This window comes from Anabaena sp. UHCC 0204, assembly GCF_009711975.1.
Taxonomy (GTDB): Bacteria; Cyanobacteriota; Cyanobacteriia; order Cyanobacteriales; family Nostocaceae; genus Dolichospermum.
Genome location: NZ_VIKW01000082.1, coordinates 56,882 through 76,596 on the forward strand (window position 1 = coordinate 56,882; position 19,715 = coordinate 76,596).

Annotated in this window: 20 protein-coding genes; 17 read left to right on the plus strand and 3 right to left on the minus strand. The window is 36.7% G+C overall.

The annotated features are described in order from the left end of the window. Positions 1-104: 104 nt before the first annotated feature. Positions 105-1,496: a malic enzyme-like NAD(P)-binding protein gene (locus FJR04_RS25410; protein ID WP_168500115.1), complete on the plus strand. Its 1,392-nt coding sequence runs from the start codon at positions 105-107 to the stop codon at positions 1,494-1,496. 217 nt (positions 1,497-1,713) lie between these two features. Here the strand turns inward: FJR04_RS25410 and FJR04_RS25415 are convergent, their stop codons facing one another. Continuing rightward, the gene (locus FJR04_RS25415) at positions 1,714-2,745 is read right to left on the minus strand and encodes a VOC family protein (protein ID WP_168500117.1); all 1,032 of its coding nucleotides are present in this window, start codon (positions 2,743-2,745) and stop codon (positions 1,714-1,716) included. A gap of 23 nt (positions 2,746-2,768) precedes the next feature. On the opposite strand from FJR04_RS25415, the gene xseB reads away from it, so the two are divergent. Both xseB and FJR04_RS26425 read left to right on the plus strand, forming a co-directional pair. After that, the gene (xseB, locus tag FJR04_RS25420) at positions 2,769-3,008 is read left to right on the plus strand and encodes an exodeoxyribonuclease VII small subunit (protein ID WP_168500119.1); all 240 of its coding nucleotides are present in this window, start codon (positions 2,769-2,771) and stop codon (positions 3,006-3,008) included. Positions 3,009-3,192: 184 nt separating this feature from the next. Further along, positions 3,193-4,977 (plus strand): MASE1 domain-containing protein, encoded by a 1,785-nt coding sequence (locus FJR04_RS26425; RefSeq protein WP_168500121.1) that lies wholly within the window; start codon positions 3,193-3,195, stop codon positions 4,975-4,977. An 11-nt stretch (positions 4,978-4,988) separates the two neighbouring features. Here the strand turns inward: FJR04_RS26425 and FJR04_RS25430 are convergent, their stop codons facing one another. Further along, positions 4,989-5,792, minus strand: a complete 804-nt coding sequence (locus tag FJR04_RS25430) for a sucrose-phosphate phosphatase (protein ID WP_168500123.1) — start codon at positions 5,790-5,792, stop codon at positions 4,989-4,991. 59 nt (positions 5,793-5,851) lie between these two features. Between FJR04_RS25430 and FJR04_RS25435 the strand changes: the two genes are divergently transcribed. The 14 genes from FJR04_RS25435 to hppD all read left to right on the plus strand — a co-directional run bounded on the left by FJR04_RS25435 (position 5,852) and on the right by hppD (position 19,117). Next, positions 5,852-5,959 (plus strand): HAD family hydrolase, encoded by a 108-nt coding sequence (locus FJR04_RS25435; protein ID WP_371418142.1) that lies wholly within the window; start codon positions 5,852-5,854, stop codon positions 5,957-5,959. Position 5,960: 1 nt separating this feature from the next. Then, complete coding sequence (ruvA, locus tag FJR04_RS25440; protein ID WP_168500125.1) at positions 5,961-6,602, plus strand: Holliday junction branch migration protein RuvA; 642 nt, start codon at positions 5,961-5,963, stop codon at positions 6,600-6,602. A gap of 6 nt (positions 6,603-6,608) precedes the next feature. Beyond that, positions 6,609-7,784, plus strand: a complete 1,176-nt coding sequence (gene bioF / locus FJR04_RS25445; RefSeq protein ID WP_168500127.1) for an 8-amino-7-oxononanoate synthase — start codon at positions 6,609-6,611, stop codon at positions 7,782-7,784. Between the two features lie 25 nt (positions 7,785-7,809). After that, positions 7,810-8,085 carry a hypothetical protein gene (locus FJR04_RS25450; RefSeq protein ID WP_168500129.1) on the plus strand — a complete coding sequence of 92 codons (276 nt, stop codon included), beginning with the start codon at positions 7,810-7,812 and terminating at the stop codon, positions 8,083-8,085. A gap of 128 nt (positions 8,086-8,213) precedes the next feature. Then, positions 8,214-9,428 (plus strand): exodeoxyribonuclease VII large subunit, encoded by a 1,215-nt coding sequence (xseA, locus tag FJR04_RS25455; protein WP_168500131.1) that lies wholly within the window; start codon positions 8,214-8,216, stop codon positions 9,426-9,428. 74 nt (positions 9,429-9,502) lie between these two features. Beyond that, the gene (locus tag FJR04_RS25460) at positions 9,503-10,837 is read left to right on the plus strand and encodes an NYN domain-containing protein (protein ID WP_168500133.1); all 1,335 of its coding nucleotides are present in this window, start codon (positions 9,503-9,505) and stop codon (positions 10,835-10,837) included. 132 nt (positions 10,838-10,969) lie between these two features. After that, positions 10,970-11,164 carry a hypothetical protein gene (locus tag FJR04_RS25465; protein WP_168500135.1) on the plus strand — a complete coding sequence of 65 codons (195 nt, stop codon included), beginning with the start codon at positions 10,970-10,972 and terminating at the stop codon, positions 11,162-11,164. A 48-nt stretch (positions 11,165-11,212) separates the two neighbouring features. Continuing rightward, complete coding sequence (locus tag FJR04_RS25470) at positions 11,213-11,821, plus strand: hypothetical protein (protein WP_168500030.1); 609 nt, start codon at positions 11,213-11,215, stop codon at positions 11,819-11,821. 13 nt (positions 11,822-11,834) lie between these two features. Then, entirely contained in the window at positions 11,835-12,239 is a 405-nt protein-coding gene (locus FJR04_RS25475; protein ID WP_168500137.1) for a hypothetical protein, read from the plus strand. A 195-nt stretch (positions 12,240-12,434) separates the two neighbouring features. After that, complete coding sequence (locus FJR04_RS25480) at positions 12,435-14,459, plus strand: hypothetical protein (RefSeq protein ID WP_168500139.1); 2,025 nt, start codon at positions 12,435-12,437, stop codon at positions 14,457-14,459. A 323-nt stretch (positions 14,460-14,782) separates the two neighbouring features. Continuing rightward, on the plus strand, positions 14,783-15,304 hold the full coding sequence (locus FJR04_RS25485) for a HEAT repeat domain-containing protein (protein ID WP_168500141.1): 522 nt from the start codon (positions 14,783-14,785) through the stop codon (positions 15,302-15,304). Between the two features lie 111 nt (positions 15,305-15,415). Further along, on the plus strand, positions 15,416-16,816 hold the full coding sequence (locus tag FJR04_RS25490) for a YbjN domain-containing protein (RefSeq protein WP_168500143.1): 1,401 nt from the start codon (positions 15,416-15,418) through the stop codon (positions 16,814-16,816). Positions 16,817-17,171: 355 nt separating this feature from the next. Then, positions 17,172-17,879, plus strand: coding sequence for an SDR family oxidoreductase (locus FJR04_RS25495; protein ID WP_168500217.1), 708 nt, complete (start codon positions 17,172-17,174; stop codon positions 17,877-17,879). Positions 17,880-18,067: 188 nt separating this feature from the next. Continuing rightward, positions 18,068-19,117 carry a 4-hydroxyphenylpyruvate dioxygenase gene (gene hppD, locus FJR04_RS25500; RefSeq protein WP_174763589.1) on the plus strand — a complete coding sequence of 350 codons (1,050 nt, stop codon included), beginning with the start codon at positions 18,068-18,070 and terminating at the stop codon, positions 19,115-19,117. Between the two features lie 42 nt (positions 19,118-19,159). Here the strand turns inward: hppD and FJR04_RS25505 are convergent, their stop codons facing one another. After that, entirely contained in the window at positions 19,160-19,639 is a 480-nt protein-coding gene (locus tag FJR04_RS25505; protein WP_168500145.1) for an SH3 domain-containing protein, read from the minus strand. Positions 19,640-19,715 lie beyond the last annotated feature (76 nt).

Sequence of the window (19,715 nt, forward strand, 5' to 3'; positions counted from 1 at the left end):
ACAAATAGGGAATAGGGATATTTGTCATGTTAGGTTTTTTTGTAAAAATAAAAATTTCTGTAGCAATTCAATATAAAATCTAAAATTTAAAATCAATAATTACAATGACAAATCTTACTCCCAATTCAAGTTTTAGTGTTACCCTGCGGTTGCAGATTCCCAATCGAGTGGGGATGTTAGCATCTGTAACTCAAGCGATCGCTTCCAGTGGTGGTAATCTAGGACAAATTGATTTAATTGAACAAACTCGTCAAGAATCTATACGTGATATTACAGTTGATGCTGCTAGTACCGAACACGCGGAAACTATTGTTCAAGCAGTAAAAGTATTACCAGATATTCATGTCATTGATGTTTACGATCGCACCTTTAATTTACATCGGGGCGGGAAAATCAGTATTGTTAGTAGAATTCCGTTAAGAAGTGTTTCCGATTTAGCTATGGCTTATACTCCTGGAGTCGGCCGAATTTGTAAAGCGATCGCCGAAAATCCAGAGGAAGTGTACAATCTAACTATTAAACAAAACACTGTGGCAATCGTCACTGATGGTAGTGCTGTCCTGGGTTTGGGGAATTTGGGAGCAGCCGCAGCTTTACCCGTTATGGAAGGGAAAGCCATGCTGTTTAAGGAATTTGCTGGGCTTGATGCTTTTCCGATCTGTTTAGATACTCAAGATACAGATGAAATCGTCAAAGCAGTTAAAAATATTGCTCCTGTGTTTGGTGGTGTAAATCTAGAAGATATTGCTGCACCACGCTGTTTTGAAATTGAAAAAAGACTGCGCGCAGAATTAAATATTCCGATTTTTCATGATGACCAACATGGTACAGCAATTGTCACACTGGCAGCATTATTAAATGCTCTTAAACTTGTCCAGAAGTCAATTGCAGACATCCGGATTGTTATTAATGGTGCTGGTGCGGCTGGGGTAGCGATCGCTCGTTTACTCCGCAAAGCTGGTGCGGAAACCATCTGGATGTGTGACTCTAAAGGCATTATATCTACTACCCGTACCGACTTAACCCCAGAAAAAGTCGAATTTGCTGTGAAAGCCCAAGGCACTTTAGCAGGTGCAGTTCAAGGTGCAGATGTCTTTATTGGTGTCAGCGCACCGGGAGTTTTAACACCAGAAATGGTACAAGGAATGGCGAAAGATGCAATTGTTTTTGCCATGGCTAATCCCATTCCCGAAATTCAACCCGAATTAGCCCCTAAAAACGTTGCTGTCATGGCTACAGGTCGGAGTGACTACCCCAATCAAATCAATAACGTCCTGGCGTTTCCTGGGGTGTTTCGTGGGGCTTTAGATTGTCGGGCTAGTACAATTACCACAACGATGTGTTTAGAAGCTGCCAATGCGATCGCTTCTTTAGTTAAGCCTTCTGATTTGAATCGAGAGCATATTATCCCTTCTGTCTTTGATAAGCGTGTGGCTACTGCTGTTGCTGCTGCTGTCAAACAAGCTGCACGGGAAGAAGGTATTGCTCAAAGTTAATAAGTAGGTGGGCGTTAAAAATTGTCGTTGGGGCAAGGGAACAGGGAACAGGAAGAGAGTTTTGGGCGATTTTACTTTTCTTCACATACCTTTAAATTTTTCTGTTCACCTACTTAGATATCTTTTAGCATTTTTGTAGAGACGTTCCATGGAACGTCTTTATATTTTTTGTCTCATGCAGAGACACAGAGATAAATCAAAATAGTGCTTTGAATATTTAGTTACTTTCTACTAAAGTCCAAAAATAGCCATCTGGTGCAACAAAAGAAAAACTATTTTCGGCAAATTCATTACTAACGATTTCTGTAATTTGTTTTGCGGCACTTTCTCGCACTCGTTGAAAATAAGTCTCTATTTTCTGAACTTTGTATGTATAAAGGCACATTCCTAAACTTCCCGGTTGGGCATCTGCAAAGCGAGATTTTAAGGTAATATTTTCTGGAAAGCGAATAATATAAAGTCTACCACTTCGGACTGCCATAAAGTCAGTTTGCGAAGAAAGAGGATCATCAAAAGCCGTATGTATGAATTTCTCCTCTGGGTTAAGTTCAAAAATTTCTCTTCCTGCTAAAGATGATTCATAAGTAGTTTCTACATCATCACGCACACGCAATAAACCTAAAACTTCTTCATAGAATTTGAGAATTTCTTTACTATCATCTTGAACAACTATCCCGACATGAGTAAACTGACTAGTTTGCAAAGGTGCATGATCATTAATATGTCCATAATTAGGGACATTATAACCAAAGCGTTGAAATAAAACTTGCCGAGTTAATGGTTGAAGTAATAGCATTTCTCGTACTCCTACCAGCGGTTCTACAAAAGGACGACTTTTTTTGTCTTTGTTATAAATTACTTCCCAGTGAGGTTGTGTGTAAAGAATATTTTCACCAATTGCTTTTGCTGCTTCGGCATGATTTAAAATACCTAATATATCAGCAGTTAATGTAGTAGCCCAACGATTACCTTTCACTTTCATGGAACTGACACCTAAACCCGCAGATGTGGGATTTTGCCAAATCATTAACCGAATTAATCCATGATCTGTATTTTGATGGTGAAGACGAATTGCCTGTAAAGGTGAATTTACCCCATATAATTGATAAGCTGTGGTTGCAGTTAATTCTCCTATTTTCCCAATCTGATAGCCAAATTGCTGCCAATATTGAATTGCAGAAACAGCATCTGTAACACCAATGCAGACTTCATATATACCGCCAATTGTTGTATTATTGTTTGCATTCATAGTTTATTTAGGGAGGAAATTTTATGGTTAAACGGAATAATTCGGCTAACTCCAGTAAATCAAATGGGGGAAGTTATGAGGCTAAGATAGCAGAAATTGAAACTATTATCACGCGCATTGAAGGAGGTGAGTTAGAACTAGCAGATGTATTTGCAGAATTTGCGACTGCGGTTGAGTATCTAAAGGAATGTGATAGTTTTTTGCAGCAGCGACAGCAACAGGTGGATTTGTTAATTGAAACTTTGCAAGAAGATTACAAATAGATGGACGTAAGACAACCAAAATATGTGATGATTTGTAAAATTGCCTAAATGCGTTATTTTGGTTGATTTTTAGCTATTTTACCAAACAAAATATATTTTTATTTTATTCCACATACTTATTTAGTGGTTTTGGTTTTATGACTAAACTTATTAACATATTTACCTTCACTGAAGCTTTAAAAAAATGCCACCACAATTAAAATTTTTTAATACTTATCCCCAATTAGATTTATTTAGCTTTCATCGAGTTGCTTGGTGGAAGCAGATTGTAGTGGCAATCACTTACTATATTACAGCTTTACTATCCCACACATTCACAACCTATCCTAACACTGGATCAACTCCTATTTGGATTCCTGGAGGTATTGCTGTAGGGTTAATTGCTATTTGGGGTTATCCTCTATGGTTAGGAGTCTTTATAGGTGTATTCATCGCTGAATTCACCATTTTTCAAGCTTGGACAAGTGTTAAAACTTTAATTTTCACCATCTTGATAGTTGTTATTGTCACAGCAGGAAAGGTTCTTTCAGTCTATTGGATGGAATATTTAATCGCTAATAAATACTTTTTAAATACAGCTAAAGATACCATTCAATTTATGGTTTATGGCTGTTTCTTGAGTCATTTACCTGTGGCTATTTTGTGTCCATTATTATTGTGTATTTTTGGTCAAGCTCCTTGGCAACTTTATACAGATATTGCTCTAACTTGGTGGTTAAGTGATTCTTTTGGAATTCTTATTTTTACTCCCTTGATTGTTGCATGGCATAAAAATATTATCTCTTTTAATCATTTATTACACCGTTTCTGGGTAGAATCTATCATCATTTTATTGTTAACCCTAGTAATTAGTGGCTCTATTTATACTGGACACAATGTAGAATATTTATTAGTACCTTTATTGGTATGGTCTGCCTTTAGATTTAAAGAATTAGGTGCAACTTTATTGCTAGTGATTATTACCGTAATCGTGGTAATTGGTACAGTTAAAGGATATAGTTCTTTTGTGCAAGAATCTATTAAAAATTCATTATTATTATTACAGTCTTTTATTGCCTGTATTGGCATGACAACTTTAGTTTTAAATGCAATTCTTAATGAAAATGATCAAGTAAAAAATGAGTTACGTTTAGCTAATACTAGCCTAATTAATCAAAATGAATCTTATGCTCGTTTTATACCTCATCAATTTTTACAACTTTTAAATAAATCCAGCATAATTGATGTTAAATTAGGTGATCAAATACAACTAGAAATGTCGGTATTATTTTCTGATATCCGCGATTTCACCCAACTTTCAGAAACTATGATCCCAGAAGATAATTTCAAATTTATTAATTCCTATCTTTCGCTCATGGAACCAGCTATTACTGAAAATAATGGTTTTATTGATAAATATATTGGTGATGCAATTATGGCTTTATTTAGTGGAGAAGCTGATAATTCAGTTAAAGCTAGTATTGCTATGTTGAAACTTTTAGATGAATATAATAATACTAACAGAGGTAGTCCTAATCGTCCTAAATTACAAATTGGTATTGGCATCAATACAGGGTATTTAATGTTAGGAACTGTAGGCGGAAAAAATCGCATGGATGGTACTGTAATTAGCGATGCTGTTAATTTAGCTTCTCGCGTGGAAGGGTTAACGAAAAATTATGGTGTATCTCTATTAATTACCGAATATACTTATGCAAAATTAAAAAATCCTAGTAACTATAACATGAGAATTATTGATACAGTTAAAGTAAAAGGTAAATCTCAAGCAGTGACAGTTTATGAAGTGTTTGATGCAGATTTACCAGAAATAAAATATCAAAAATTAGCTACTTTGTCAATATTTGCGGAAGCTTTATTACTTTATAATCAAGGAAAATTAGTAGATGCGGAGCGTTTATTTAATGATTGTTTACAAAAAAATCCAGGCGATCATGTAGCCTATATTTATTATCAACGTTGCCGAAATTAAATGAGCAATATTTACTCTACCAAAAAACCAAAATACTGTAAGCCTTCTTCTATTCCAGCAGCAAATTTAGTTGTTGCTAAATAACGATTGTCGTTGGGGTTTTCGTTGTGCCAATCTAATAATTCTTGTTTGGCATTGGCAACAATAATACCTTTTTCTTCTCTGTTGGCAAACAAAGCAATATCATTACCAGAATCACCACAAGCAACGGTTTTTGCTGCATCTATTTCTAAATGTTCCCGCACAAAAGTCATTGCCATACCTTTATTGGCTTGACTGGGCAAAATATCTAAATTATTATAACTTTTATGATCACTATAACTATAAATAACTTGAATATCTAATCCAACATTTCTTAAAGAGTTCTCTAGTTCCGATAGAACTTGTGTAGCATTTTCTTCTTCTAAGAAGTAGCTAACTTTAAAAGGTCTTTGCTCACTTTCTGGCTGTGGTATTAATTTAATAAAATTATCAGCTATTTGTTTAACTAATTCTTTATCCCAATCCTGAGATAAATGCTCTGACCATTGCTCATTGAGAGTTAACTTATATTGAGCATCATAATTATAAATTTCTGTGCCTACCGCACAAATCAAAATATCTGGTTTGAGAAGTTCTTTGTCTTTATCTTCTTGTTCCTTTTCCAGTTGTTGATACAGAAACAGCGATCGCCCTGTAGAATAAACAATCTTTGTATTATATTCCTGACGATGCAAATTTAGTCTCTGATTCAGTTTTTCCATTGCCTGATCATCACCCACGAGGGTGTGGTCTAGATCAGTAATAAATAGAAATTGTTGCAAATTATACTCCATATTTTATCTGACAGGGCGATCGCCTGTTTTTTACCGTCAACTCTACCAGAAAAAAAAATATTTACTATAGTGGTGAAAATGACCTTGACATTTTACCCCATACCAGCGATAAAGGTCAAGCAATAGAGTTTTTGCGAAGGTTTACAGTATTTCCGTTTCTTAAATAAAATGATTAGCTATCTCAAAGGTATCGTTGCTGGTGTTCAAACCCTTGGCTCTAATCGCGTCATCTTGACGTTAGAAGTAAATGGCACGGGTTATGATTTGCAAATTCCCCAACGTCTGTCCAAGCAGTTAACATCAACAGGTGATGTAGTACAAATTTTTACCCATTACCAGATTCGGGACGAAATACCCATGCTTTACGGTTTTTCTTCCCCCTCCGAACGGGATTTATTCCGCCACTTGCTCAGTGTCAGTGGTATTGGTTCAGCATTAGCGATCGCTCTCTTGGATACAATGGAATTACCAGAGTTAGTCCAAGCTATTATTGCTGGTAATGTGCAAATATTAATTCAAGCCCCTGGTGTGGGTAAGAAAATCGCTGAACGCATCTGTTTAGAAATCAAAAGCAAACTAATCGAATGGCGCAAATCAGCAGGCTTCTTCGTCGCTACAGGCGGACCGGCACCAGGAATTTTAGAAGAAGTGCAAATGACTCTCTTTGCTTTGGGATATACTGCCCATGAAGTTAGTCACGCCTTGCACGTAGTTAGCGAAGATATTGGTTTACCCAAAAATGCCTATGTGGAAGATTGGATTAGACAAGCGATCGCTTATCTCAGCAGTAGTGAAGTAAAGTGTTCATAATTCATCATGAATAATAATCCTTATGCTTGGATAAACGAATCTCTGGCCACCATTCATCGGGCTGACTGGTATCGCTCCGTACAAACGATTCACAGCCGACCCGGTGCAACTGTGGTATTATCTGGGCAAGAGGTTATTAATTTTGCCAGTAATGATTACTTAGGACTAGCAGGAGATGAACGCTTACAAACAGCCGCCATTAATGCTATTCAAGGATTCGGCACTGGTAGCACAGGTTCGAGGTTACTCAGTGGGCATCGAGAATTACACAGAGAATTAGAACAGGGCATAGCATCTACTAAACAAACTGAAGACGCATTAGTATTTAGTTCCGGTTATTTGGCAAATTTAGGCACAATTGCCGCCATAGTCGGTAAAAGAGACTTAATTTTCTCCGATCAATATAACCATTCCAGCTTAAAAAAGGGGGCAACTCTCAGCGGTGCAACGGTGACCGAATATCCGCACGGTGGTACTGCAGCACTATTGCAAAATTTACAGCAACACAGAAAGAATTACCGACGCTGTTTGATCATTACCGATAGCGTCTTCAGTATGGATGGTGATTTATGTCCATTACCCCAACTGCTAGATTTAGCTGAAGAATTTAGCTGTATGCTATTACTCGATGAAGCTCATGCTACCGGAGTCATGGGAAAAACCGGCGCTGGCTGTGTAGAACATTTCGGGTGTACAGGTAGGGAATTAATTCAAATTGGGACATTAAGTAAAGCCTTGGGTAGTTTAGGCGGGTATGTCGCCGCCAGTAGCGCCCTAATTGACTTTTTACGCAATCGCGCCCCCAGTTGGATTTACACTACCGCCCTTTCCCCCGCAGACACCGCAGCAGCCCTAGCAGCCATCAAAATAGTCCAACAAGAACCCCAAAGGCGATCGCAACTCTGGCGAAATGTCAATTATTTAAAACAATTAATTCAAAATAATTTACCTAACTTAAAATTATTACCAACAGAATCACCGATATTATGTTTTCAATTGCCTAGTGCAGCTGCTGCATTAACAGCAGGAACACATTTACGAAAATCAGGAATTTTTGCCCCAGCCATTCGTCCCCCCACAGTCAGTACCAGTCGGATCAGAATATCACTAATGGCTACACATGAGTTAGGACATATTAAAAAATTAGTAGAAGTGATCAAAACAATGGAAGAATTAGAATAATTTATTTGTTAAAAACGTTAATAATATGCCTCCTCATATCCAAGCATTAATTTCCTTAATGGAAACTCTACCCTTAAATATCCAACAACAAGTAGTAGAACATCTCCAGGAATATATCCAACAATTTGCCAAAAATTTAGACGTTAATAACTTACAACCACCTGCGGACAATATTCAAGAGCATCACCAGAAAATAGTCAAACCCAATGATTATTTATCAGAACTTTCTCCAGAAGAATTGGAAGTATTAAATAATTGCACAGAATTTCCTGTATGGTCCCCCTTTGATTCATTACAGTGAAAAGAAATATTTGATGATAGAAGTATAAAATTATCCGCGTTTATCCGTGTTCATCATCTTCAATCTGCGGTAAATTCCTTAGAGACTTTCCCAAAATCTTCTCAGATACATTCATATCACCTGCTGTCATGACCTTTGAATTTCCTGATACCGCCCTTTCCGTAGCTGGTTTAACCGACTACTTGCGCTTGCTATTAGAACAAGATCAAATTCTCAGACAAGTGTGGGTGACTGGAGAAGTTTCCAGTACCAATCATCACCGAAGCGGGCTATTTTTTACATTAAAAGATACTGAGGGTACAGCCTCGATTAAGTGCGTAGCGTGGAATAGTCAAGTAGCAAAATTAGCACAAATGCCCGTTGCTGGTGAACAATTAATTATTTTAGGTAGTATTCGTATTTACCCCCAAAGAGGAGAGTATCAATTAACAGTATGGCAAGCTTTACCTGCGGGTGCAGGTTTACAGGCGTTACGTTACCAACAACTGAAGAATCGCCTAGAAGCTGAAGGACTATTTGATACAGAAAGAAAGCGATCGCTTCCCCCACATCCTCAAATTATCGCCGTTGTTACCTCCCCCACCGCAGCCGCTTGGGGTGATATTCAAAAAACCCTCAAACATAGATATCCCGGTTTACACATCTTATTTTCTCCCGCAACAGTCCAAGGTGAACAAGCACCAGCATCCATAGTTAAAGCCATCGAACGAGTCAAACAAGATGGTCGAGCCGAAGTATTAATTTTAGCCAGAGGAGGTGGTGCAGTTGAAGAATTAGCTTGTTTTAATGATGAAAGAGTCATTATGGCGATCGCTAATTGTCCTATTCCCGTCATTACTGGTATTGGGCATGAAAGAGATGAATCCTTAACAGATTTAGTCGCTGATTTGTGCGTACATACACCAACAGCCGCAGCCGAAACCGTTGTTCCCTCACTATCTAATTTACAAATTCAACACCAGCAGCGAATTACAGCCTTATCTACAGCAGTCAATTCATCATTAGCAAATAGAGAAAAGCAACTCCAAGGGTTAAAACATCGCTTGCGTCAATTGCGGTTAGATAGACAAGTAGAACAGGAACGGCAAAAGTTATCTTGGAAACATCGGCAATTACTACAAATAACCACAGGACAATTACAACAAGCCAGCCAACATTTAGAAATGTTACGGCAAAAATTAGCCAGTATTGACCCCAAAGCCGTCTTACAGCGTGGTTATGCAGTAGTGAGAACAGAGAATGGAGTCATTCCTCGATCTGTATCAGAATTAACTATAGGGGAAAATTTAGAGATTCAGTTGGCACAAGGTAAGGTAACAGTTAAAGTTATAGAAGTTACCTGAAGCCTAAGTGACGAGAACGTATATTTTCAGACTTTAGACTTCATCCCGGGATGCTCTACTGTAGAATGTAAGCCATGTCCTATCATGATTCTGTCTTATTACAAAAAATTTCTGCCCATATTTGTCAATCAATTATTGCTATTCAACAACAACAACCCGAATTATTGATTGCAAAATATCGAACTATTAACTGGCAAATACCTACAAATAAATCAGCCTTAAGTACAAAGTTTAAAGCCATACTCAGTCAAACTCAAACCTGGGATGAATTATTACAAAAACTGCAATCCTCACTCAAAGCAATTCTTGTTCCCGCTGCTTTTGACTCCCAATTATTATCAGATTTAATCTCCTCTATTCAACAACTAAATTCCGAAAATCCTGAATCAAATTCGCTACATTTTCCGCAGCGACAATCTATTGGTATAGCAGTTTTACTTTTAGATGCAGAAAACCTCCAACTCAACACTCATACAGAAAAGTTTTTAACCACAATTTGCAATTGTCCTCTGCAAGTTAAAATTGCTTTTGCTAATTGGTCAAATCGGGGAAAATTAGATGTAGAATTACATGAACGGGGTTATGATTTAATTCATGTTCCTGCTGGTAGAGATAATGCTGATGGTAAAATGATTGCTATTGGTTCTTCTATTCATGAACGCTATCCCAATGTTCAAGAAGTTTTTGTTTGTTCATCAGATAAAGTAATGACAAACTTATGTAATAAGTTACAGCAAAATGGCATATTAGTTTATCAAGTCAGTCAGCAAGGGGAAAATATTAAACTATTCAATAGTTCAACCAGTGAAATTATCAATCATTCCCTCAAACCCCTACCAGAAATACCATCTGTAGAGCAGTTTATTTCCCAAATCAAGGGGTTAATTAAATTGCAGCAAAAACAAACTGCAAGTTATTGGATTAAACTTTCTATCCTGTCTAAAATATTTAAAAGCAAATATCAATTAACTATTAGTCAGATAGTTGCTCATCATTTCCCTGGTAAAAAAGCTAGAGATGTATTTATTAACTATCCATCTGAGTTTGTAGTTCATCAAATTGATGAAAAATCTGAATTATATGTCACGGTGTTTGAACATCATCAAACCAAGTTAGACAATAGTCAGGAAAATTCACAAACTCAACTTATATTATCTACTATTAATTCCCCACCAGAGTTAGAGCAAGCAATCAAAAATATTCTGACTGATTTAATCACAGCAGATCATCAGAATTCAGTTGATATTAGTATTTTAGGCAGTAAATTTTATCAACAATATGGTAAACCAATAACTGAGCAAATAAAACAATTACAAATTGGTGGTAGTTTGGTTAAATTTTTACATTCTTGCAATTCTTTAAAAATTCAGCAAGTAGGTAAAAAATGGGAAGTAAGTATTAAAAATTAACTCATAATCAAGTAGGCAATGTCTTTTTGTTATACAATTAATAGAGTGATATTAAACTCCTCTTGTTATCCTTTTCCTGCATTCATATAAGTTACATTTTGTCAAAATAAATTAGATGCGTTTCCCTGTCTCATGATTTATGGTGAGCAAAATTTTTGGTTTTTGAGCGATCGCCGAAAGCATCGCATTGCCGTGATGCACATTGGTAAAATAGTCGAACTAGAACAAAAAAAGCAGATTTTTGCCCATTCTCAACATCTCTTACACCTTTACGAGCAAGAGTTAGTTAGGATAATTTTCATAACAGAATACCCAAATTATTGCTAAACCATGGCAAAATAATAACATTATCCTAAAAAAACTGTGGGTGTAATCATGCAGAGTCGAACTACAAAAACCAGCCAAAATAACACCTCTGCACCACAGTCAAACCCCTTCCAAACCAGGCCATTTGAAAGTGATACCCTCAAAAAATCACAACCACCAAGTACAGACATAGACCTAGAAACAGAAAACGAACCAGGGAAATCCTATGGACTGGACTTGAAAAATGTTCCCATATTCCCACCCGAACCACCAACCCAACCAAATATACAACCTAAATTAACCATAGGGCAACCCAACGATAAATATGAACAAGAAGCAGATAACGTTGCCACAGAAGTAGTTAATAAAATCCACACACCACCCTCTACATCAACAATAGATTACCCTATTCAAACACAAAGAAAAAGAAATCCCACCCATCAACCATTCGATAGAGAAGTAGTAGGAATAAGTGTAGATAGAAAAGTAAATACACCTACATTTCAAGAAGTTCTAAATCTCCCTGGGATAGGACAACAGAATATTCAAACCAAAAGAAATCCCACCCATCAAACATTCGATAGAGAAGTAGTAGGGATAAGGGTAGATAGAAGAGTAAATAAACCCACATTTCAAGAAAATCAAAATCTTCCTGGGATAGGACATTTAAATCCCTAGAGAAGAATTCAATATGACCACTTTTGATGATCTGCTATCTATAGTAACTGACCCCATGATTAGCCCTGATGGGTGGGGTGACTACTATCTCGAAGTCGCTATTGAACTGGCTCAGAAGTTGAGTCAATCTGGAGAAATACAAGAGTGTCTTCAGCATTTGCCATTACTTGACCAAGAAGCTCAGATCAGGCTGATTCAGGTAATAACCAATTTTCCATCATCTCAATTGTTCGAGCCTTTACTTGGCTTGTTAGTAGAGGCAGATGGAGAACTGGCAGAAGTCTTGATTGACGGACTACGAACGTGGTCACTTAACCAAGAACAGAAACAACAGTTGTTATTAATTTCTAAAAAGTTTCGAGGTCAGTCAAAACTTTTGGATATGGTTATAAATGAACTGAATATTACCATCCGCTAACCGAAATTGATTAAGTTAATTTAGCCTATGTTAAATAAAGGCTCGGAAAAACCATAGATTTCTGTAGATTCGTAGAATTATTCAAGTTGGATTATGAGGTATTCAAAAATGTGGCGTTGCTGAATTGAGGTATGAAATTCCTAAATTGAACCTTTAAAACTCTTACCTTGATCTGTTTTAGGCGTACCTTTAGATATGATTCAGATGATCATTCAAGGAGGTATTAGTCTTGCAGAAATTGGGACAATGGCTTGGAATGGCATTAAGGAGGCCATACCAGGAATATTAATTGGGATTTTAGTAGAGAAATTAGTATCAATGCTTGTACCGGCGGCGGGAATGATATTAACTGTGATTGAGGGATTACAAGCAGCATGGGGAACAGCATCACAAATATTGCAAGTTTTTGAAAGATTTATTGCTTTCTTGAAGGCAATTAAATCAGGTACAGCAGGTCCATCTTTTGGTAGTTTGTTAGCATCTGCGGCTGTAACTGTGATTGATTTTGTTTCTAATTGGTTGATTAAGAAATTAGTAAGTGCTGCTAAGAAAGTGGCAGGGAAAATTAAGGGTATTGCTCAAGGTTTGAAGGATAAGTTTAGTAAGAAAGGGAAGAACAATAAAGATAAAGATAAGAAGGGTAGTAAGGATAAAAAGGGTAACAAAGATAAGAAAGGTAAAGATGATAAGAAAGATAAAGATAAGGAAAAAGATCAAGAAATTAAAGAGCGTGTAGAAAAAGTTGAACGTGAGTTAAAACCAAAAGTTCAAACTTTGATTGCTAAAAAACCTTCTAAATTAAGACTAAAAGCTCAATTAGCTATTTGGCGTTTAGCCTATCGTCTGCAAAAATTAGATGTTGTGGGAGAAAAAGGAAAATTTGATATTATTGCGAAAGTAAATCCCACTATAGATTTAGCAGATGGATGGACTTTCGATACTAATCAGGTATTATCTGTTTTGGAAAAAATTGCTTCAGAATATGTTACTGACGCAGAAGCATTGAAAGAAGGAACTTCAACTACACAAAGAGAATCCACAGATCCTATTTCCCTAGAATCAAGGGAATCAGGAACTTCATCAGTTACTTTGCGCGATCGCCAAGCATATCGAGATAGAAGAATAAAAGCTGAAGAATCAATTCCAGTCGCATCTGAAGGAAAAACTTCAACGATACCAGGGGAATCAACCTTTCTAGACTTAAGAGAACCAGGAAATGCTTTGACTAGTTTACGTGATCGCCAAGCATACCAGATCGGAACAACACAGAGTGGAAGCCCATTAGGTTACAAGCATCAGCCTACACCTATCAACGAACAATGGCAGGAGATAGCTGGTTTAGAATCTGATAGAGGAAATATGTACCCTACACTCAAAAAGCGACTTGCTGATGTCAAAGTGGGTGAGATGTTCACTAAAATTTTACGTGGAGAAGCATTACCCGATCTCCCAACAGACCAGAGAGAGGCGATTGGCGAACTTTTTGGGCTTTGGTATGCAAAAGAACCAAGCCATCCTAAAGGTACGCAGGGACACCGCCGCGATTTGGTGTATTCTTTAATGATTACACAGATGATGACACCAGAGACAGGAAAAGAACATCTCGATATAAATAAGGGTATTGATTTACATCCAGCATCTTTTGGCGGAGCGCAGCAAGGAGCTAGACGAGTAACCAGTGAAATGGAAAAAAGTAAAGACCCACCTCGCCAAGGAACAAAAATACGCCAAAAACGGGATGAACGATATAAACGAGAAAAAGATACGATTAAGGCATGGTTCAAAAGAAATATGACAGACTTACCTGTATTGACAAGAGAACCAACTATTGCTGATGTAGAAAATTTTGTTGGTACTCGGTTTTTGTGGGTACGTGGGCCAGAAATAAGGCAGCTTTTGTTTGAGATTGTTAGAAGACTTCCAGCTTATGAACCTGAAGAATTAATTGAGATGGCTAGTACAGCTACTGAACATGACGAAGTGGTTGATGTACTCTTTCGGATTGCTGTGGGTTTTCCTAACTTCGATCCTCAAGTGTTTCGTGTGTTTGAAACCTACTTAAAACACCCTACTCCTCTGTTGCGTGAAGCTACTGTTCAGGCGATCGCTTATAGACTATGGCCTGAAAGTGTGAAACTGATCGAAAAAGTTGTACAGGAAGATACTGACGAAGATGTTCAACAATTTGCTCAAAGTATTCTTAACCAAATCAAGCACTAAAAAGTATAAATATGATAAACTAGTGATGCTAAAAATATCTATCTTCCACATTGGAAGTAATCTCAATATAACACAATCATCCACCAAATCCTTAATAATATGGGTTGCAAATTTGAGAACCCACAACAACTAGTTGATTCTTGGAATAATTGCTTGAATACACTCTGTCAGCTAAGTGATGAATGCTCAGATGCACTGATACAAATTGGGCAACAATTACTAAACTTTGTTGACGGAAATAATTCGGAAGTTGAATACAAGCTATGGATGGTTATTTATTCCAACGGCTAATTATAAAAAGTCCTTCAATTAAGGATGATATTATGGATTTTACCTGGGAAAACAATTGGTTACTATGGGGAAGACAAGAACAGGATATAGAAAATCAACTTCCTTTTGAACTAACTTGGATAACCTCAGATCAACAAACAGGGTTGCATTATATTGAAGACTATGTTGTTGGGTTTCCTTATTTAGTGATTAAGGGGAAAGATATGGAAAAAACTCTCTTAGAGTTGCAAGAGTATGAAATCCATTTTTATTCATTAGAAGAAATTATTGATTGTGTCAAAATAGCTACAACTATAGAAGAAATGAAAACTGCTATTCTTCATTTAGGTGTTGCGATTACTCAGCCTTATGATTCTGAGTTGTTTGACATATTATGTCAAACTCTAGAACATTCATCGCCAATTATACGGAACGTAGTAATTCAAGCGATCGCCTATATTGGTTGGACTGAATTTAAACCAATTTTAGAGAAAATTTATCAGAATGATTTAGATGATAAAGTGCGGAATAAGGCTTATATTTTGTTAGAATCTTTTGAAATAGTTGGTATCTAAAAATTTCATCTAAACTAGAAGCATAAATGACAAATCCAGATGAAGAAGTAAAAGAATTTGCCCACACTGTTTTCAGTTATTATGTTAATAAGCAAAATAACTACTAAAAACATGAATTTAAATACTCATCCTCTCCATCACCAAATTTTTCTACATTCCTCTTCCCACACAAATCTAAATCTGACAATAGTTAATATATCCTTAACCAAAGAAGAGAATAAATTAACTAATTGTCATATTACTTTCTGTATTAATTCAGAACTTTATTCTCGCATCATTAATGAATCATTATTTAACCTGAAACCAGAAGCATTAACTAATGAAACATTAATTGACTTTGATTCTACATTAGAAATTTACATAGAAGCTAGTGTTCATCCTCATTTACTTTCTCAACTAACTGAATCAGCAACCAATATTAACAACATAGCTAATTATCTAACTTCTGTAAATCAATCTCAACCAAATCATCCTTTATTTTTTACAGAAAATTGGTTTATTTTAGAAGTTAAACAAATTCAAGATCAAAAAGAAGTCGGTTATCGAACTTTCTGGAATTATATTAGTCCTAGTATTTTGGTAAAAGAGGATATTTCTCAATCTCAAATATCTACAGTTATCCTCAAATATTTTCAAGATTTGACTAATGATAACTTACCCAAACTTGCGGAAATAGAAACAGCAGAAACAATTACAGAAATTAGTAAATTATTAGAAGAATTAGCTAATATTCAATTTCAAAATATTGCCGAAGAAACTACCGCTGAATTAGTAGGAGTAATGGCTAAATCATTACAACAATGGTCAGATGAAAATCGTCATGGTAGCTATAAAAATGATCAATCTATATTTGCCAATGTAATCGCATTTTTTGAAAAAGATGATTGGCAATTTCGGAAAATTGATGATGAAGATTCTTTACTTTTGGCTTTTGAGGGCGATAATGGGAGATGGAATTGCTACGCCAAAGTTAGAGAAGAACAAAAACAATTTGTATTTTATTCCATTTGTCCTGTACAAATATCAGAAGATAAAAGATTAACCATTGCAGAATTTATTACCAGGGCAAATTATGGCATGATTAATGGTAACTTTGAAATGGATTTTAATGATGGAGAAATTCGTTATAAAACCAGCATAGATGTAGATGGAGATCAACTGAGTTATGCACTCATTAAAAATTTAGTTTATGCCAATGTCACCATGATGGATGAATATTTACCAGGAATTATTAATATTATTGAAAGTGATATTTATCCGGAGTTGGCTATTAATAAAATAGAACAAAATCAAGAGGTTAACCAATCATCAGATCAAATTGAACAGTTGCCATTGATTATAGCTGTTGATGCACAAAAAGAGGATCTTAAAACCCAAGAGAGAAATCCTTACATACTAGCAATATTAACACCAGAAGAAATTGCCCAATTTCATCACGCTTTACAAGTATTACCTCCTTATCAACATAAACAAGCTGATGCTATATTCGCCGAGAGAAGTTGTTATAAGTAATATTAGTAAATCAATGGTGATGGATGGGATTCTCCTGACTCCCACAAATACTGATGCAAAGATCAGATTTTGGGGCGATCGCTACCCTCCCCGAAAGCATCACATTGAAGTTATACACAGTGGTAAAATAGTCGAATTAGGACAAACAAAACAGAACGGAAGTAGGGGTAATACCCTTCGGGAAGCAAGCTACATGAATTACCCCTACGCAAGAATAAGATTTTGAGTTCAATCTTGCGTAAGTCCTAATTAGAAAAAAATTGTGCGCTAAAGCGATCGCTCAAAGATGTATGACACCCACGATACTGAGATAGACTATCATAAATATAGTTTGTAAAGAGATGTAAATACTGTGATGCTACAAGATAAAGTTATTGTCATTGTTGGTGCTACTGGTGGTATTGGTGCAACTTTAACTCGTCAACTAGCACCCACAGGTGCGAGGTTGGTACTCGCAGCTAGAGACGGTGAAAGTTTAGCAGCATTAGCAAATGAGCTACCAGGAGATGTATTGACAGTTCCCACAGATATTACTCAACCCCAACAGGTAGAAGTATTAATCCAAACGACAATAGCTCAGTTTGGACAAATTGATGTCTTGGTAAATGCAGCCGGATCAGGTATTCTCAAAGCCTACAACAACATCGAACCAGCAGATTTAGAAAAAATGGTGGATCTGAACTTAAAAGGCTGCTTTTATACGACTCAAGCCGCAGCTAAAGAGATGCAAAAACGTAAATCAGGTCATATTTGTAATGTTGTCGGTATTCTGGGTAAACATTCAATGCCCATGGCCGCTGCTTATTCTGCGTCTAAATTTGGTGTGGTTGGTTTTAGTAAATGTATTGCAGAAGAACTGAAACGCTTTGGTGTGAAAATCACACTTTTTTACTTTGGGGGGATAGATTCCCCGTTTTGGGATCAGGTAAATTTAAAAGTAGATCGCCAAAAAATGCTCAGTTGTGAAACTGCGGCCAATGCTATTTTTTATGCTTTATCTGCTGAACCTCAAGCCATACCAATGGAGATTAATATTCAACCTGAAAGTCATTTATTTTTTTAGGATGTAATTAGATAATACTGTAAGTTGCTAGTTAGAGAAGTCGTTCGCGGAGCGTGGCGTTAGCCATAGCACAGGATTTAAGGATGTCCAGTATGAAAACTGGAATTTTATCACCAATTACCAACCCTTCGGCTACGCTCAGGGCAAGTTACCAATCACCAATTACCTCACTAGATTGTCAATAAATTATGCTGCAAATTGATCACGTTCACTTCTATGTCGAAGATGCCCAAAGGTGGCGAGATTGGTTTGTAAATTGTCTTGGGTTTCAAGTAGTAAATGATGGTATTTTTCATCATCAAAAATCCTTGCATACTTGTACGGAAATAGTAAAAAGTGGATCTGTCTACTTTTTACTTTCTTCTGCGATTTTAGACATTAGCCCAGTGGCTGAATTTTTGCGTCAATATCCTCCTGGTGTAGCTGATGTAGCTTTTGCCGTTGAGGATGTGGAAGCATTAACAGCCAAGGCTATCAGCAATGGTGCTACAGTTCTCGAACCTGTTCAAGATGCTGTATTGTATAAGTATGCCAAAATTGCTGCTTGGGGTGGCTTTAATCATACATTAATTACCAGAAAAAAGGTAAAAAAAGCCGAGGGAGAAAAGATTATCCACGCTCCTATTATGGCGATTGATCATTTAGTTCTGAATGTAGAAGTTGGTGAATTGGAAAATGCTATTAATTGGTATCAAAAAATTTTTGATTTCCAAGCTCAACAAAGTTTTAACATTAAAACTGATCGTTCAGGTTTGCATAGTCAGGTGATGATTTCGCCCCATGGTAATATCCAATTACCAATTAATGAACCAGCTTCACCTAATTCACAAATTCAGGAATTTTTAGATGTGAATAGAGGTGCAGGGATTCAGCATATTGCTTTGCGGACACTGGATCTTGTTGATGCGATCGCTCATTTTCGGGCTGCTGGTTTATCTTTTCTTTCTGTTCCTGAAAATTACTATTCCCAGCTACAAAAAAGATATAAATTTTCCCTTTCCCCCCAAGAATTACAAGCGATCGCTCACCAAGAAATACTAGTAGACTGGCATGAAGATGCTCCCCAAGGACAACTATTATTACAAATCTTCAGCCAGCCAATTTTTCCACAACCAACTTTTTTCTTTGAGTTTATTGAACGCCGTTTTCTAGCTCAAGGTTTCGGTGAAGGTAACTTTCAGGCATTATTTCAAGCTATGGAAAGCGAACAAATTAAACGCGGTTTCGTCATTAATTAGTAAATTGCTAATGGAGGGAATACACAGACAAATTTTCCCAATTCACTCAGAACGCTTAATGTTACCTGCTTTAACCCATCCTTCTTGATTAGTATCAGGAATGCGAATCTTTTGCCATTTTTTATCTGCACTTTCCTCTAAAATTATCACTTCTTTATTCCCAGCAACCCCACCTGTACTTTGAGAATTTGCATCTGGTTCTGAGCGAATACTTAGCCCTTGCGGCCAAGTAACCGTTCCTTGGTAAGCACCTGGTGGTAATGAATCAGACGATTCTGTGGGTGTAGGGGTAGGTTTAGGCTTAGGGCTAGATTTGGGAGTAGCTTTTCCACCTGCTAGAGGTTTTACACTAGCTTTAGGTTTGGGAGTATTACTAGAGGGATTATCATTAGCAAACATCGGTTTGGGAGGGGCTACAGCGGTGCGATTGACAAAATAGAGAGCAACTGTCAAGCCAGTACCCAATAAAACTGCGATCGCCAAAACAAAACCGAGTATAAATTTAAGTAAGTTCGTAAACATAGATATAACCTCAACACCATTGGCATATAATTAGTAATCCATAGTAATTGGTAATTGGTAATTGAGAAATTGGCAA

Bases quoted from the DNA above. Each gene is read 5' to 3' on its own strand.
- FJR04_RS25410 (WP_168500115.1), top strand. From the start codon at position 105: ATGACAAATCTTACTCCCAATTCAAGTTTTAGTGTTACCCTGCGGTTG.
- FJR04_RS25415 (WP_168500117.1), bottom strand. From the start codon at position 2,745: ATGAATGCAAACAATAATACAACAATTGGCGGTATATATGAAGTCTGC.
- xseB (WP_168500119.1), top strand. From the start codon at position 2,769: ATGGTTAAACGGAATAATTCGGCTAACTCCAGTAAATCAAATGGGGGA.
- FJR04_RS26425 (WP_168500121.1), top strand. From the start codon at position 3,193: ATGCCACCACAATTAAAATTTTTTAATACTTATCCCCAATTAGATTTA.
- FJR04_RS25430 (WP_168500123.1), bottom strand. From the start codon at position 5,792: ATGGAGTATAATTTGCAACAATTTCTATTTATTACTGATCTAGACCAC.
- ruvA (WP_168500125.1), top strand. From the start codon at position 5,961: ATGATTAGCTATCTCAAAGGTATCGTTGCTGGTGTTCAAACCCTTGGC.
- bioF (WP_168500127.1), top strand. From the start codon at position 6,609: ATGAATAATAATCCTTATGCTTGGATAAACGAATCTCTGGCCACCATT.
- FJR04_RS25450 (WP_168500129.1), top strand. From the start codon at position 7,810: ATGCCTCCTCATATCCAAGCATTAATTTCCTTAATGGAAACTCTACCC.
- xseA (WP_168500131.1), top strand. From the start codon at position 8,214: ATGACCTTTGAATTTCCTGATACCGCCCTTTCCGTAGCTGGTTTAACC.
- FJR04_RS25460 (WP_168500133.1), top strand. From the start codon at position 9,503: ATGTCCTATCATGATTCTGTCTTATTACAAAAAATTTCTGCCCATATT.
- FJR04_RS25465 (WP_168500135.1), top strand. From the start codon at position 10,970: ATGATTTATGGTGAGCAAAATTTTTGGTTTTTGAGCGATCGCCGAAAG.
- FJR04_RS25470 (WP_168500030.1), top strand. From the start codon at position 11,213: ATGCAGAGTCGAACTACAAAAACCAGCCAAAATAACACCTCTGCACCA.
- FJR04_RS25475 (WP_168500137.1), top strand. From the start codon at position 11,835: ATGACCACTTTTGATGATCTGCTATCTATAGTAACTGACCCCATGATT.
- FJR04_RS25480 (WP_168500139.1), top strand. From the start codon at position 12,435: ATGATTCAGATGATCATTCAAGGAGGTATTAGTCTTGCAGAAATTGGG.
- FJR04_RS25485 (WP_168500141.1), top strand. From the start codon at position 14,783: ATGGATTTTACCTGGGAAAACAATTGGTTACTATGGGGAAGACAAGAA.
- FJR04_RS25490 (WP_168500143.1), top strand. From the start codon at position 15,416: ATGAATTTAAATACTCATCCTCTCCATCACCAAATTTTTCTACATTCC.
- FJR04_RS25495 (WP_168500217.1), top strand. From the start codon at position 17,172: ATGCTACAAGATAAAGTTATTGTCATTGTTGGTGCTACTGGTGGTATT.
- hppD (WP_174763589.1), top strand. From the start codon at position 18,068: ATGCTGCAAATTGATCACGTTCACTTCTATGTCGAAGATGCCCAAAGG.
- FJR04_RS25505 (WP_168500145.1), bottom strand. From the start codon at position 19,639: ATGTTTACGAACTTACTTAAATTTATACTCGGTTTTGTTTTGGCGATC.